The organism is Polaromonas sp. CF318, from assembly GCF_000282655.1.
Taxonomy (GTDB): Bacteria; Pseudomonadota; Gammaproteobacteria; order Burkholderiales; family Burkholderiaceae_C; genus Polaromonas.
In genome coordinates, this window is record NZ_AKIV01000032.1 from 1 (window position 1) to 15474 (window position 15474).

The 15474-nt window shown below is 67.0% G+C and carries 14 protein-coding genes; 10 read left to right on the plus strand and 4 right to left on the minus strand.

What is annotated here, in order from left to right; all coding sequences use genetic code 11:
- Positions 1-108: 108 nt before the first annotated feature.
- The 4 genes from PMI15_RS04260 to fdxA form a co-directional block, all read right to left on the minus strand.
- Positions 109-1302 carry an amidohydrolase family protein gene (locus tag PMI15_RS04260; RefSeq protein ID WP_007864198.1) on the minus strand — a complete coding sequence of 398 codons (1194 nt, stop codon included), beginning with the start codon at positions 1300-1302 and terminating at the stop codon, positions 109-111.
- Between the two features lie 32 nt (positions 1303-1334).
- Positions 1335-2033 (minus strand): TetR/AcrR family transcriptional regulator, encoded by a 699-nt coding sequence (locus tag PMI15_RS04265; RefSeq protein ID WP_007864201.1) that lies wholly within the window; start codon positions 2031-2033, stop codon positions 1335-1337.
- Between the two features lie 269 nt (positions 2034-2302).
- Complete coding sequence (locus tag PMI15_RS04270) at positions 2303-3076, minus strand: ferredoxin--NADP reductase (protein WP_007864202.1); 774 nt, start codon at positions 3074-3076, stop codon at positions 2303-2305.
- A 58-nt stretch (positions 3077-3134) separates the two neighbouring features.
- A complete protein-coding gene (gene fdxA, locus PMI15_RS04275; RefSeq protein ID WP_007864203.1) occupies positions 3135-3461 on the minus strand; it encodes a ferredoxin FdxA in 327 nt (108 codons plus the stop codon).
- A 263-nt stretch (positions 3462-3724) separates the two neighbouring features.
- Here fdxA and PMI15_RS04280 point away from each other — a divergent pair, with 263 nt between their 5' ends.
- From PMI15_RS04280 to PMI15_RS04325, 10 genes are all read left to right on the plus strand, one after another.
- Positions 3725-5353, plus strand: a complete 1629-nt coding sequence (locus PMI15_RS04280) for a hypothetical protein (protein ID WP_007864204.1) — start codon at positions 3725-3727, stop codon at positions 5351-5353.
- 11 nt (positions 5354-5364) lie between these two features.
- Positions 5365-6276 carry a UPF0280 family protein gene (locus PMI15_RS04285; protein ID WP_007864205.1) on the plus strand — a complete coding sequence of 304 codons (912 nt, stop codon included), beginning with the start codon at positions 5365-5367 and terminating at the stop codon, positions 6274-6276.
- A 22-nt stretch (positions 6277-6298) separates the two neighbouring features.
- A complete protein-coding gene (locus tag PMI15_RS04290) occupies positions 6299-6940 on the plus strand; it encodes an amino acid synthesis family protein (RefSeq protein WP_007864206.1) in 642 nt (213 codons plus the stop codon).
- Positions 6941-6985: 45 nt separating this feature from the next.
- Positions 6986-7570, plus strand: coding sequence for an amino acid synthesis family protein (locus PMI15_RS04295; protein WP_007864207.1), 585 nt, complete (start codon positions 6986-6988; stop codon positions 7568-7570).
- 67 nt (positions 7571-7637) lie between these two features.
- Positions 7638-8828: an ABC transporter substrate-binding protein gene (locus tag PMI15_RS04300; protein WP_086003818.1), complete on the plus strand. Its 1191-nt coding sequence runs from the start codon at positions 7638-7640 to the stop codon at positions 8826-8828.
- Between the two features lie 102 nt (positions 8829-8930).
- Positions 8931-10829, plus strand: coding sequence for an ABC transporter permease (locus PMI15_RS04305; protein WP_007864209.1), 1899 nt, complete (start codon positions 8931-8933; stop codon positions 10827-10829).
- Positions 10826-11605, plus strand: a complete 780-nt coding sequence (locus PMI15_RS04310; RefSeq protein ID WP_007864210.1) for an ABC transporter ATP-binding protein — start codon at positions 10826-10828, stop codon at positions 11603-11605. The genes PMI15_RS04305 and PMI15_RS04310 overlap by 4 nt, the downstream gene beginning before the upstream one ends.
- Positions 11605-12342, plus strand: coding sequence for an ABC transporter ATP-binding protein (locus PMI15_RS04315; RefSeq protein WP_007864211.1), 738 nt, complete (start codon positions 11605-11607; stop codon positions 12340-12342). Before PMI15_RS04310 ends, PMI15_RS04315 begins: the two co-directional genes overlap by 1 nt.
- A 124-nt stretch (positions 12343-12466) precedes the next feature.
- Positions 12467-12964: a (2Fe-2S)-binding protein gene (locus tag PMI15_RS04320; protein WP_007864212.1), complete on the plus strand. Its 498-nt coding sequence runs from the start codon at positions 12467-12469 to the stop codon at positions 12962-12964.
- The coding region (locus PMI15_RS04325; protein ID WP_007864215.1) for a molybdopterin cofactor-binding domain-containing protein at positions 12961-15474 on the plus strand (2514 nt) is incomplete at its 3' end. The genes PMI15_RS04320 and PMI15_RS04325, both read left to right, overlap by 4 nt.

Below are 15474 nucleotides of genomic sequence, written 5' to 3' on the forward strand. Positions count from 1 at the left end.
ACTACACGTTTGACGGGGACCAGAACCTTCATTGACCAATTCCTTGACGGGTGATGAAAAAGTGGCGCGCAGGGCTATCCCCGCGCGGGGAAAAAAATGGAGGCAGCCTCAGGCCGCGACGACGACGGGAATTTGTGTGGCCGGCGGCGTATTGCGGCTGCGGCCGCAGCGCACCAGGCCGTCGATCATCACCATGCCGACGCCGGGGATGTCGCCGCGCTGGATGCTGTCGAGGATGTCCCGCCCGGCGGAGTGCTGGGCCTTGTCCATGAAGACAAAGTCGGCATCGCGGCCGGCTTCTATCAGGCCGCAGTTGAGTTTGCGGATGCGCGCCGTGTTGCCGGTGGCAAAACAGAAGGCCAGCTCCGGGGGGATGTTGCCCAGGCTGCAGAGCAGGGAGATCAGGCGCAGCATGCCCAGCGGCTGGACACCCGAGCCGGCGGGGCCGTCGGTGCCCAGGATGACGCGGTGCGGGCACTTGAGCTGCAGCGCCGCCTGGGCGGCGGCGATCGCGACCTTCTCATTGCCGTTGTGGACGATCTCGATCGCGCGCGAGGACTTCTCGCAGAGTTCGCAGACATGCGCTTCTGATAACGCCGTGTGCCCGCCGTTGATGTGGCCTATCACGTCCGCGTCAGCCTCCAGCACCACGTCCTTGTCGATCAGGCCGGAGCCCGGAATCGACGGGCCGCCGGTGTGGATGGTGCTCTGGATGCCGTATTTGCGCGCCCAGCCGACCATCTCCTTGGCCTCGTAGCCCGCCTTGACGGAACCCAGGCCCACTTCGCCGAGCAGGGTGACGCCGGCCTCGGCCAGGTCCTTGAAGTCCTGCTCGGTCATGCCTTTTTCGATGATGGGCGCGCCGGCCAGGACCTTGACGCCGCCCGGGCGGAAGTTGTCGAAAGCGCGCTGCGCGGTGATGGCCAGCGCCTTCAGGCCCACGATGTCCTTGGGCCGTCCCGGCAGGTGAACTTCGCCGGCCGAAATCATGGTGGTGACGCCGCCGTGCATGGTCGAGTCTATCCAGCCGATCTGGTTCTGGCGTGGCGTCCAGTCGCCGAAGACCGGGTGCACATGGCTGTCGATCAGCCCGGGCGCCACGCAGGTCCGCTGCGCGTCGATCACGGTCTGCGCGTGCGCGGTGTCGCAGTCCTTGGCCTTGCCGACGGCCACGATCAGCCCGTCGTTCACGACGATGGTGTCGGCGTCCAGGATGGGGCGGTCTATGTCGCCGGACAGCAGCAAGCCGATGTTTTTGATGACGACTTTTCCAGACTTGCCGGTCGATGCTGCTTCTGCCATGGATGGCCTCTTTTCGGTGGTGTGTGGGGAAATCAGGGGTTCAGCATGACGGTGCGCAGCACGGTGCTGATGATGAAGGCCTGCCACTGGGCCAGCGCTTCGGGCGACTGCAGGTCTTCGCCGAGGAAGGCCGACAGCGTGTGGCGATTGGAGATGTAAAAGTAGCCCGTCGCCGCGATGAGCAGGTAGACGTTGCGGGCGGAGATGTCCGAGCGGAAGATTTTCTTGCGCACGCCGCTTTCCAGCAGCTGCCGGATGATGGCGATGGCAGGCGACGAATAGTCGCGCGCGCGCTGCGATTTGGCGATGTGCTTGCCGCGGTGCAGGTTCTCCGTGTTGAGCAGGGTGATGAATTCCGGGTTCTTGCTGTAGTAGGAGACCACGAAGCAGATCACGTCCGTCAGGGACTCGATGGGATGCTCGATGTCCAGCGACAGTTCGAGCTCCGCGTCGTTCATGCGGCGGTACATGTCTTCGAGAACTTCGATGAACAAGCCTTCCTTGCTGCCGAAGTAGTAATAAATCATGCGGTCGAAGGACTTGGCCGACTTGGAGATTTTCTCCACGCTGCCGCCGTCGTAGCCGTAACGCGCGAAGACCTTGGTTGCCGCGCGCAGTATGTTGTCGCGTGTGGTTTGCGCGGCCTGCTCCCGCACGCCCGGCCGTTTGGCCGCCGCGCGTTTGGGCGTCGCGGCGCGCGGCGTGGTGGTTCTGGCTGTCTTCACTGTCATGGATGGGTGTCCGGTCGCGGTTGGCAAAGGGGTGGGCGGGTTGCAGCCGGGGAAGAAATTTCCCGGCTAGTACTGCAACCCGGGAGTAGCGAAACACAATGAAAGCGATGGATTCGTGCCCAGGGCAAGGCGCAAGCCGCAGCGAAGGCTGGACGCCTTCGCAAGGGTTGCAACGCCGCCATGGGTGCGAAGACGCGCTTTCATGTTTCGATGCTTTCGGGTTGCAGTACTAGTGTAGGGTGCAAGCAAACGCCGGGCCATCTTCCTCCTCACTGCTCGGCGAAGGCGCGTTCAATGACGAAGTCGCCCGGCCTGGAGGTGTTGCCTTCCGTGAAGCCCCTGCCTTCGAGCATGTGTTTGAGATCCTTGAGCATGCCGGGGCTGCCGCAGATCATGACCCTGTCGTGCGCCGCGTCCAGCGGCGGCAGGCCCAGGTCCGCCTGCATCTTTCCGCTTTCGATCAGGTCGGTGACGCGCCCCATGTTGCGGTAGGCCTCCCGCGTGACGGTGGGGTAGTACAGCAACTGTCTGGAGATCAGGTCGCCGAGGAATTCGTGCTGGGGCAGGTGCTCGACGACCAGGTCGTGGTAGGCCAGCTCGTCGGCCTGGCGCACGCCGTGGACCAGCACGACCTGCTCGAACCGCTCGTAGGTCGCCGGGTCGCGGATGATGCTCATGAAGGGCGCCAGGCCCGTGCCGGTCGAGAGCAGGTACAGCCGCTTGCCCGGCAGCAGGTAATCGATGACCAGCGTGCCGGTGGGTTTGCGCCCGACGATGATCTTGTCGCCGACCTGGATGTGCTGCAGGCGCGAGGTCAGCGGGCCGTCTTCCACCTTGATGCTGAGGAATTCCAGGTGCTCCTCATGGTTGGGGCTCACGATGCTGTAGGCGCGCAGCAGGGGCTTGTCATTGACCCTGAGTCCGATCATGGTGAAGTGCCCGTTGCTAAAGCGCAGCGAGGTGTCGCGGGTGGTGGTGAAGGTGAACAGGCGGTTGGTCCAGTGGTGAACGGACAGGACGGTTTCTTCGTTGAAAGCGCTCATGGTGGGGGGGGTGTGGAGGGTCGGTCGGTGTATGAAATGGGGTGCGGGCCGGCGGCCTTCAGCCGAGATCCAGGCCCGCCAGCTTGTCGGTCTTGTCTTTCCACAGCTCGGCGTCCGGCAGGGGCGCGATGCGCTTGGAAATGGTGGGCCACAGCTTGGACAGCCTTGCGTTGATTTCCAGGAAGGGCTTGAACTGCTCGGGGGTGTCCGTGTCCGCGTAAATGGCGTTCACCGGGCATTCCGGAATGCAGACGGCACAGTCTATGCATTCGTCCGGGTCTATGACCAGGAAGTGCGGGCCCTGCTTGAAGCAATCCACCGGGCACACGTCCACACAGTCGGTGTATTTGCATTTGATGCAGGCGTCGGTCACTACGTGGGTCACAGGAACTCCTTTGCGCGGCGCTTCGGGCCGGCGATCGTCGATGCAGGCAATGTGCCACATTAATGTAGTGAACGCAACATTTAAGTTAAGTGCCTGCAACATTTTTAAAAATAAATTGGAGGCCGCGGTGCAAATCCTATTGCGCGGCAATTCCGTATCCGCTACATTGAATTTAAATGTAGCAAATGCAACATGTAAATTAAGTGCGCACTACATTGGGGATTGCGCCCCGGGATGGGGCCGGTGCGAACAAGGTGAACACGATGACCGAACACACAAAAACGGACGGCCTGCCGGGCAGGGACGGCCTTCCCCAGGTGCTGGAAAAGGCCAGGCCGCGCAATGAGCGCATGAACAGCGAGAAGATCGAGTGCAATGCCTGCCCGGTGCTGTGCCAGATTTCCGACGGCCGCAGCGGTGCCTGCGACCGCTATGCCAACCACGGCGGCACCCTGGTGCGTGTGGACCCCGTGCTGCTGCTGCGCCGCACCCTGTCGGGTTCGGAGCCGCAGCTGGTCTCTTTCGCGGGGCGTGAAGCCGCGGCGCAGCCCGCGCCGCAGGGCGGCGCCGCAGCTGCCCCGCCCGCGGCGCCGGCCTGGAGCGGCGACCTGTTGCTGGCCGACGAGGTGTTTGTCACCGGCGTCGGCTCGTCGACGACCTACCCGGACTACAAGCCCGCGCCCTTTATCGTGTCGTCGAAGGCGGCCGGCGTGGACCTGGTCACCGTGGTCACCGAAGGGATTTTCAGCTACTGCAGCTTCAAGGTGAAGATAGACACCGATCGCTTCCTGGGCGCGGAGCAGGCCAATGTGCGCTGCAAGGGCGAAGTGGTCGGCCACGTGACGACGGCCGAATACGGCTCCCAGATGCTGTCGCTGGGCGGCGTGCACCACTTGACCGGCGGCAGCAAGAAGGAAGGCCGTGTGACGGTCGAGATGATGCAGGCGCTGGGCAACAAGCAGGCCGTGGAGTTCACCATCGACGGCGGCTCGCAAATCCTGATCCAGGCGGGCCGCGCGCCCGTCGTGAACGGCGTGGAGGAAAAACGCATGCGCGTGGGCTGCGGTTCGGCCACGGTCGGCATCTTTGCCAAGCAGCTGTTCGGCAAGCTCGATGAGGTGGTGGTGGTCGACGACCACATCACCGGCGTGCTGACCGAGCACCAGGCCGGCCGCTGCCTGGACATGCCGCCCTCCGGCATCAAGATGCGGGGGCGCAAGTCCACGCCGGGGCGCTATTTCCAGGTTGCCAATCCCGGTGTGGGCTGGGGCGGCACCGACATCGCCGACCCGCTGTCCATCATCGAGACCTGGGATGCGTCCGTGGCCTGGCCGGGCCTGCGCCTGCTGATGACCTCCACCACCGGCGAGCATGCGAGCTGGTATGTGCTCGATGAGGCGCTCAACCCGGTCGAGCAGGAGATGCCGCCCGAAGTGCGCCGCATCGTGGAGCGCATCGGCGAGAACTGCGAGCCCTCGCTGTCCACCGTGCTCTTTCTCGGCGGGGCCGGCGGCAGCTTGCGCGCCGGTGTCACCGAAAACCCCGTCCTGCTGACGCGCGCCATCAAGGACGCGCTGGTGAATGTCACCTGCGGCGGCGCGCCGGCCTATGTCTGGCCGGGCGGCGGGATCACGGTGATGGCCGACGTCATGCGCATGCCGGACAACAGCTTCGGGACCGTACCCACGCCGGCCATCGTCGCGCCGATTGAGTTCAGCATGAAGCTGGACGACTACCGCGCGCTGGGCGGCCACATGGACCATGTGCGCACGCTGGAGCACGCGCTGCACCGCGGCGCCTGGCACAACGAAGGCGCGCCCACGGCCCTGGCCTGGGCCGCGCTGCCGGCGGCCAATCCCTGGCCGCTGGCGCGTCCCCCGCTCCTCGGCTAGGCCTGCTCGCCATGAACGCCCAACGCACGCAACTGCCCGACGGCCGCTGGCATTTCCAGCACGGGCCCATGGACATCGTCATAGGCGCCAACGGCAGCCCGGCCGCGGTGGAGGCGGCGCATGAGCAGGCCTGGCAGCGCTTCGGCGGCATTCTCGGCGAGCTGGTGCGGGAACTGCCTGTGTTGCGGCAGCCCGTGCAAGGGCCGTGTCCGCTGAGCGGCCCGGTGGCGCGGCGCATGTGGCATGCGTGCCGGCCCTACCGGAGCGGCTTCATCACCCCCATGGCCGCGGTGGCCGGCGCGGTGGCGCAGGAACTGGTCGCCTGCTACGCGGCGAACGGCATCACGCGGGCCTGGATCAACAACGGGGGCGACATCGCGCTTCACCTCGCGCCTTCGCAGTCGGTGCGCATAGGCCTGTATGCGGACATCGACCGCCTGGGCGTCGATGAAATCCTGCACGGCATGCAAACCGACGGGCAGTTCGAGGTCGACAGCGCCCTGCCTGTGCGCGGCGTGGCCACCAGCGGATGGCGCGGCCGGAGCTTTTCACTGGGCATCGCCGACAGCGTCACCGTGCTGGCGCGCACGGCCGCCGAAGCCGACGCGGCCGCGACCGTGATCGCGAATGCGGTGGATGTGGCCGATGCGCGCATCCAGCGCCGGCCGGCTTGCGAGCTGAAGGACGACAGCGACCTCGGCACGATTCCCGTCACGGTCGAGGTGCCGCCGCTGGAGCCCGAGCTGGTGGGCCGCGCGCTGCACGCCGGCCTCAGGCGCGCCCAGACCTTGCGCGCGGCCGGGCTGATCTGGTCGGCGGTGCTGGTGTGCCAGGGGCAGTTCATGAGCACCGCGACCGGCGGCTCGGTGCAAAGGCTGGAAAACCCTCGCGGCGGCCGGCAAGCTGGTTCGGTATTTGCTTAATGAAATGAATGGACCTTCAACCATGATTGAAATCAGGCGCATCTTTACGCACGTGGAGCAGATACGGCACGAATTCGGCCCCGAGGCGCCCACGCCGCTGCTGCGCGGGGCGATTGCCGCGGTGCTGGCCAACCCCTTCGCCGGGCGCTATGAGCCCGACATCCTGCCGATGATGGACGCGCTGCAGCCCGTCGGCATTGACATGGCCCGGCGCCTGCGCGCCGCGATGGATGTCCCGGCGGAGCGCATCGAGGGCTATGGCAAGGGCGCAATCGTCGGCGCGGCCGGGGAACTTGAGCACGGCGCGCTCTGGCATGTGCCGGGCGGCTACGCCATGCGCGAGCTGCTGGGCTGGAAGGGCGACCGCAATGCCTATGCCAAGGGCAAGGCCGAGGAAAAAACCGGGCAGCCCGGCAACGCGCTGTCCATCGTGCCCTCCACCAAAAAAGTGGGCGGGCCGGGGACGGCGCTCGATGTGCCGATGACGCATGTCAACGCCAGCTATGTGCGCAGCCACTTCGACGCCATCGAGGTGCGCGTGCCGGGCGCGCCCCTGCCCGACGAAATCGTCTTCATCCTCGCGATGAGCACGGGCCCGCGCATCCACGCGCGCGTCGGCGGCCTGGCCGCCAGCGCGATCGCCAAATGGGACGGCCTGCGCTGAGCCGCGCGCCACCTCTACCCCCACACATTGAGACAAGGAAACACCATGAGCGCGAAGATCCGAAAAATCATTGTCCAGGTCGATGAGACGCTGATCGAAATGGGGAAGACCGTCACGCCGCCCACACGCCGGGCGCTGGCCATGGCCGTGATAGAAAACCCTTTTGCCGGGGCCTACGTGGAAAAGCTCGACGAGCTGGTCGCCATCGGCGAAGAACTCGGCGGCCTGCTCGGCGGCAAATGCGTGCAGGCCCTGGGCATAGCGCCGGGGCAGGCGCACAGCTACGGCAAGGCCGCGATTGTGGGCGAGGCCGGCGAGCTCGAGCATGCCGCGGCCATCCTGCACCCCAAGCTCGGCGCACCCCTGCGGCTGGCGGTGGAAAAAGGCGCGGCCCTGGTGCCGTCCAGCAAAAAGCGCGGCGGCCTGGGCACGGCCATCGACGTGCCGCTGGGGCACAAGGATGCGGCCTTTGTGCGCAGCCACTTCGACGCCATGGAAGCGCGCGTGGCCGATGCGCCGCGCGCCAATGAAATTGTGGTTGCTGTCGTCGTCACGGACAGTGGCCGGCCACTACCGCGCGTGGGCGGGTTGCAGGTCCACGAAATCAAGGGCGAGGACGGGCTGCGCTGACGCGGGGCCTGCTACCCATCCATCCTATCCACGACAAACAGGAGTATTTATGAAGACGCACCACAAGATGATGCTGAGCGCCGTGACCTTGCTGGGTCTGATGGCTTCGATGATGACGGCGCATGCGCAGGACGTCATCAAGATCGGCGAGGTCAACAGCTACAAGGCCCAGCCCGCTTTCCTGGAGCCCTACAAAAAGGGCATGGAGCTGGCCGTCGAAGAGATCAATGCCGGGGGCGGCATCAACGGCAAGAAGGTGCAGCTGTTCATCCGCGACGACAACGCCAATCCCGGTGACGCGGTGCGCGCCGCCGAGGAGCTGGTCTCGCGCGAGAAGGTCGACGTGCTCACCGGTTCCTTCCTCTCCAACATCGGCCTGGCGCTGACCGATTTCGCCAAGCAGAAGAAGTTCTTCTTCCTGGCGGCCGAGCCGCTGACGGACAAGATCGTCTGGCAGAACGGCAACCGCTACACCTTCCGCCTGCGCACCTCGACCTATATGCAGGTCGCCATGCTGGTGCCGGAAGCCGCCGCGATGAAGAAAAAACGCTGGGCAGTGGTCTATCCCAATTACGAGTACGGGCAGTCCGCGGCGGCCACCTTCAAGACCCTTTTGAAGGCCGCCCAGCCCGACGTGGAGTTTGTGGCCGAGCAGGCCCCGCCCCTGGGCAAGGTCGACTCCGGCAGCGTGGTGCAGGCCATGGCCGACGCCAAGCCGGACGCCATCTTCAATGTGTTGTTCGGCGCCGACCTCTCCAAGTTCGTGCGCGAGGGCAACACCCGCGGCCTGTTCCAGGGCCGCGAGGTCGTGAGCCTGCTGACCGGTGAGCCCGAGTACCTCGATCCGCTCAAGGAAGAAACGCCCAACGGCTGGGTGGTGACCGGTTATCCCTGGTACGGCATCCAGACGCCCGAGCACAAGGCCTTCTTCCTGGCCTACCACGGCAAGTACAAGGACTATCCGCGCCTGGGCTCGGTCGTCGGCTACAGCGCCATCAAGTCCCTGGCCGAAGGCATCAAAAAAGCCAAGTCCACCGACACCGAGAAGCTGATCACGGCGTTCCGGGGCCTGCAAGTGACGACGCCTTTCGGCCCCGTGGTGTTCCGCCCGGAAGACCACCAGTCCACCATGGGCACCTATGTGGGCCGCACCAAGAATGACGGCGGCAAGGGCGTGATGGTCGACTACCGCTACCTCGACGGCGCCAAGTTCCAGCCCAGCGCAGCCGAAGTCAAGAAGATGCGCGCCGCCGACTGAAAGCACGGGCACACCGGCCTGCCCGGTGCGCAGGGGCCCCAGGCGCGGCGGACAGGCCGTCGCGCCCGCAGGCTGCCGGTTTCCCGAAGAAAAGGTTTATTCATGAGCTTCTCAGGCTTTATCGTGCAGCTGCTCAACGGCCTGGCCGGTGCGTCCTCGCTGTTCCTGGTGGCGGCGGGGCTGTCGCTGATCTTCGGCGTCACGCGCATCGTCAACTTCGCGCACGGCTCCTTCTTCATGGTCGGCATTTATGTCGCCTATTCCCTGGTGGGTGCGCTGGGCAGCAGCCTGGGCTTCTGGCCGGCCCTGCTGATCGCCGCGCTGGCCGTCGGCGTGCTGGGCGCCCTGGTGGAAATCCTGCTGCTGCGCCGCGTCTACCGCGCGCCCGAACTGTTCCAGCTGCTGGCCACCTTTGCGCTGGGCCTGGTGATCAAGGACGGCGTGCTCTGGTTCTGGGGCGCCGAAGAGCTGCTGGGCCCGCGCGCGCCCGGCCTGACCGGTTCGGTCTCCATCCTCGGCCGGCAGTTTCCTTCTTACGACATTTTCCTGATCGTGGCCGGGCCCGTCGTGCTGGGGCTGCTCTGGCTGCTGCTCACCAGGACGCGCTGGGGCACGCTGGTGAGGGCCGCCACGCAGGACCGCGAAATGGTGAGCGCGCTCGGCGTCAACCAGGCCTGGCTGTTCACCGCCGTGTTCGCACTGGGCGCCTTGCTGGCCGGCCTGGGCGGCGCGCTGCAGTTGCCGCGCGAGCCCGCCAACCTCGAGATGGACCTCAACATCATAGGCGCCGCCTTTGTGGTGGTCGTGGTGGGCGGCATGGGCTCGATTCCCGGCGCCTATGTGGCGGCGCTGCTGATCGCGGAGCTCAAGGCGATCTGCATCTGGCTGGGCCTGGTCGAGATTGCCGGCATCAGCATTTCCTTTTCCAAGCTGACCCTGGTGGTGGAGTTCCTGGTCATGGCCGTGGTGCTGGTGGCCAGGCCCTGGGGCTTGTTCGGCCGGCCCCAGGCGCCCAGCCGCCATGCGGGCGCGGCGGAGCAACCCCTGCGCCGGCCGCAGCGTCTCTACAAGGCGGGTGGCGCGGCCTTGCTGCTGCTGTTGGCCCTGATGCCCGCGCTCGCGGCGCAATCGCCCTATGTCACCGTGCTGCTGATCGACCTGCTGGTGGCGGTGCTGTTCGCGGCCAGCCTGCACTTCATCATGGGCCCCGCCGGCATGCACTCCTTCGGCCACGCGGCTTACTTCGGCCTGGGCGCTTACGGCGCCGCCTTGCTGGTGCGCAGCCTGAACATGCCCATGGAGCTGGCGCTGGTTGTCGCGCCCCTGGTGGCGGCGCTGGGGGCTTTCGTCTACGGCTGGTTCTGCGTGCGCCTGTCCGGGGTCTACCTTGCGATGCTGACGCTGGCCTTCGCGCAGATCACCTGGGCCATCTGCTACCAGTGGGACGCCTTCACCGGCGGCAGCAACGGGCTGACCGGCGTCTGGCCGGCCGCGTGGCTGGCCGACAAGCGCGTCTACTACTACCTGACCCTGGTCCTGGTGGTGGGCGCGGTGCTGTTCATGCACCGCATGCTGTATTCGCCCTTCGGCTACGGCATGCGCGCGGCGCGCGATTCGGTGCTGCGCTCGGACGCCATCGGCATGAACGTCAAGCGCATGCAATGGGCGGCCTTCGTGATCGCCGGCGCGTTCGCGGGCCTGGCCGGCGCGCTCTACGCCTTCTCCAAGGGCAGCATTTCGCCGGAGAGCCTGCACGTGGGCAAATCCATCGACGGGCTGGTGATGGTGCTGCTGGGAGGCATCCAGACCCTGGTCGGGCCGGTGGTGGGCGCGGTCACCTTCACCTGGCTGCACGACACCGTGGCGCGCAACACCGACTACTGGCGTGCCATGCTGGGCGCCATCATCCTGATCCTGGTGTTGCTGTTTCCGCAGGGGATCGCGGGCTTTGCCAAACAGCTGCTGGCCAGCCGGCGCGGCGCGGCGGGAGAAAAATCATGAGCTTGCTCAAGGTCACGGGCCTGGGGAAATCGTTCGGCGGCGTCCGCGCGGTGGACGGCATCAACTTCGAACTCGCCGCCGGCGAACTGCTGGCCCTGATAGGCCCCAACGGCGCCGGCAAGTCGACCACCTTCAACATGGTGAACGGCCAGCTGCGCGCGGACAGCGGCTCCATCCAGCTCGACTCCCAGGAGCTCGTCGGCCTGGCGCCGCGCGAGATCTGGCGGCGCGGCGTCAGCCGGACCTTCCAGATCGCCGAGACCTTTTCCTCGCTCACGGTGGTGGAGAACGTGCAGATGACGCTGCTGTCGGCGGACCACAAGATGTTTTCCATGTGGCGCCGCGCGGCGGACCACAAGCGCGACGAAGCGCTCGCCCTGCTTGAGCAGGTCAACATGAAAGCCCAGGCCGACCGGCCCTGCAGCGAGCTGGCCTATGGGGACGTCAAGCGCGTGGAGCTGGCCATGGCCATGGCCAACAACCCCAAGCTGCTGCTCATGGATGAGCCTACCGCGGGCATGGCGCCGCGCGAGCGCAACGAGCTGATGGCCCTGACCAAGCAGCTGGTGATGGACCGGGGCATGGCGGTGCTGTTCACCGAGCACAGCATGGACGTGGTCTTCGCCTATGCCGACCGCATGATCGTGCTGGCGCGCGGACGGCTGATCGCCGAAGGCAAGCCGCTGGAGATCCGCGACCATCCCAAGGTCCAGGAAGTCTATTTCGGCAGCGGCAAGACCTTCGAGAAAAAAGCCCTTGTAAAGGAAGCCGCCTGATGAGCACCGCGAAGGAAATCCTGTTGCAGGCCACCGGCTTGTCGGCCTGGTATGGCGCGGCCCAGATATTGTTCGACGTCGGCCTCAACGTGCGGCGCGGCGAGGTCGTCGCCCTGATGGGGCGCAACGGCGCCGGGAAATCGACCACGCTCAAGACCCTGATCGGCATGCTCGACAAGCGGCGCGGCAGCGTGTCTTTTCTGGGCAAGGACATTTCAAAGAGCGAGCCCCACCATGCGGCCCGCATGGGCCTGGGTTTTGTGCCGGAAGACAGGCGCATCTTCACCGACCTGACGGTGACGGAAAACCTCGAGGTCGGGCGCCAGCCCGCGCGGCGCTGGCCCGACGGCAGCGAAGCGCCGCTGTGGACGCCGCAGCGGCTCTTCACCCTGTTTCCCAACCTCGGTGAAATGCCGGGCCGCGCCGGCGGCCGCATGAGCGGCGGCGAGCAGCAGATGCTCACCGTGGCGCGCACCCTCATGGGCAATCCCTACCTGGTGCTGCTCGACGAACCCTCCGAGGGCGTCGCGCCCGTCATCGTCGAGCAGATGGCCCAGATGATTCTGGAGCTCAAGGCCCAAGGGGTCAGCATTCTTTTGTCGGAACAGAACATGCACTTTGCCGAACTGGTGTCCGACCGCGCCTATGTGCTGGAAAAAGGGCAGATCCGCTATGAAGGCTCCATGGCCGAGCTGGCGGCCAACGACGAAGTGCGCCGTGCCTACCTGAGTGTCTAGCCTCGCGCCATGACCTGGAATCTTATGAAACTGATCCTCCCTGCACGCCGCCTGGCCCCGGCAAGCACAACGGCTCCAGCTTTGTGGCGCTTGAGATGTACACCTCAGCGGGCAGCCTGATCCGATGACCGTGGATGCCGTCACACTGTCCGTCAACCGGGTGGAGCACACGCTGCCGGTGCCGCCCGGCACCTGCCTGCTGACGGTGCTGCGCAACGACCTCGAATTGAACAGCCCGAAATACGGATGCGGCCTCGGCGAGTGCGGCGCCTGCACCGTGCTGGTGGATGGGATCGCGGCGCGTGCCTGCGTGATCCCGGTGGGCGGTGTGGCCGGCCGCGAGATCACCACGCTGGAAGGCCTGGGCACGGCGGCGGCCCTTCATCCGGTCCAGCAGGCTTTCATCGAGGCGCAGGCCGCCCAGTGCGGCTACTGCCTGAACGGCATGATCATGATGACGGTGGCCTTGCTGGCGCGCAACCCCTCGCCCAGCGAGGACGAGATACGCCGCGAGCTGTCGGGCAACCTCTGCCGCTGCGGTACCCACCTGGAGATCATGCAGGCCGTGCTGCGCGCGGCCGAACTGACACGGCAAAACAGTGCCCAGGGGAAGGCGGCATGACGCGCCGCGCCGACACACCGCGCACGCGTGCGGATTTTCAGGCGGCCGCCGGCGTGCTGCTGGTGAGCCGCGAACCGCCCGCGCCGCCGCCGCCGGCCAGGGGACAGCCGGCACTGGTCAGCGGCAACCCGCGGGAAGGCCTTGAAATCCTGGTCGCCGTCTGGGACGACGGCAGCGTGACGGCGCTCAACGGCCATGTGGACCTGGGCACCGGCATACGCACGGCGCTGGCCCAGATCGTGGCCGAGGAGCTGGACGTCGCGCTGGAGCAGGTCAACATGGTGCTGGGCGACACCACGCGCGCGCCCAACCAGGGCGCGACCATCGCCAGCGCCTCCATCCAGGTCCATGCCATTCCGCTGCGCAGCGCCGCGGCGCAGGCACGGGCCTGGCTGCTGGCGCGCGCCGCGGCCGTGCTGCAGGTGGACGCTTCGCTGCTGTCGGTGCGGGACGGGCGGGTGTCCGTCATCGGGCACGAAAGCCGCGCTGTGGACTACGGCGTTTTGGTGGCCCGACAGCACACACAGCTTCTGCTCGCGCCGGACACGCCCGTCAAGGCGGCGGCGGACTACCGCATCGTGGGCACCAGCACGCCGCGCATCGACATCCCTGCCAAGGCCACCGGCGCGCTGACCTTTGTGCATGACATGCGTGTGCCCGGCATGCTGCACGGCCGCGTGGTGCGCCCGCCCTATGCCGGGGCCGACCACGGCGACTTCATCGGCAACACGCTGGAGTCGGTCGATGAGTCCTCGATCGCGCACATCCCGGGCATACGCGCCGTGGTGGTGATACGCGATTTTGTCGGGGTGGTGGCCGAGCGCGAGGAGCAGGCCGAGCAGGCGCTGCGCGAGCTGCGCGTCCAGTGGAAATCCTGGCCCGGGCTGCCCAGGCTGGACGACCTCGAGCAGGCGATACGCAACAACCCGTCCACCCAGCGCAAACTTGTCGATGAGGGCGATGTCGATGCCGCCATGGCCGGTGCCGCGCAGGCGCTGGCGCGCAACTATGTCTGGCCCTACCAGATGCACGGCTCCATAGGCCCTTCCTGCGCGGTGGCCGACTGGCGGGCGGAGCGCCTGACGGTCTGGGCCGGGACCCAGAACCCTCATGTGCTGCGCGCCGACCTCTCGCGCCTGACCGGTCTGGCCGATGTCGACATCGACGTGATCCGCATGGAAGCCGCCGGCTGCTACGGCCGCAACTGCGCCGACGACGTGGCGGCGGACGCGGCCCTGCTGTCGCGCGCGGCAGGCAGCCCGGTGCGCGTGCAACTGACCCGCGAGCAGGAACACGCCTGGGAGCCCAAGGGCGCCGCGCAGCTCATGCAGGTCAACGGCGGCCTCAACGAAGACGGCTCGGTCGCGGCCTATGACTTCCAGACCTCCTACCCGTCCAACGGCGCGCCCACCTTGGCGCTGCTGTTGACGCGCACCCTGGAGCCGGTCGCGCAGGCCTTCGAGATGGGCGACCGCACCGCGCGACCACCCTACGACTACGGCAACCTGCGCGTCGCCGTCAACGACATGCCGCCCATGCTGCGCGCCTCCTGGCTGCGCGGGGTGTCGGCGCTGCCCAATTCCTTCGCGCACGAATCCTATATCGACGAGCTCGCCACCGCCGCCGGCGTGGACCCGGTCGAGTTTCGCCTGCGCTACCTCAAGGAGCCGCGCGCCGCCGAACTGGTGCGCGCCACGGCCGAACGCGCCGGCTGGGTGGCGCACACAGGGCCGCAGCAAGGGCCGGCCGGCGCCGGCGAGGCGGCGGACGTCCTGCACGGCCGGGGCTTCGCCTATGCCCGCTACGTGCACAGCAAGTGGCCGGGCTACGGCGCCGCCTGGGCCGCCTGGGTGGCCGATGTCGAGGTCAACCGCAAGACCGGCGAGGTGCATGTCAGGCGCGTGGTCGTCGGGCACGACGCCGGCACGCTGATCAACCCGGCCGGCGTGCAGCACCAGATCCACGGCAATGTGGTGCAGACCACCAGCCGCGCCCTGGCCGAGCAGGTGACGGTGGAGCCGCAAAAAAACACCGTGGCTGGCCTCGAATGGGGCAGCTATCCCATCCTGAATTTCCGCGACGTGCCGGTGATAGAGGTCGTCACCATGGCGCGCCCCGGCGAGCCGCCGCTGGGGGCGGGCGAGTCGTCGTCGGTGCCGGGCACGGCGGCCATCGCCAATGCGATTTTTGACGCCACCGGTGTGCGCTTTCGCCAGCCGCCGTTCACGCCCGAGGTGGTGCGCGCCGCGCTCAACCCCGAGCCGGAAAGCCCACCGGCCGCCTTGCCCATGCCCGAGCGCCCAGCCGCGCGCATGCCCGGGGGTGCCGCATGGCCCAAAGGATTGAGTGCCTGGTCACGCGCCGGCGCTTTGCTGGCGGGGGTGTTCGGCGTCGCCTGGGCCTTGCTGGGCGGGCGGGCGGTGATTGCGCCGATGACGCAGGTCACGCCATCCGGCGCCTCCATCTACACCGCGGCGACGCTGGAGCGCGGCCGCCGGCTCCCCCCCCCC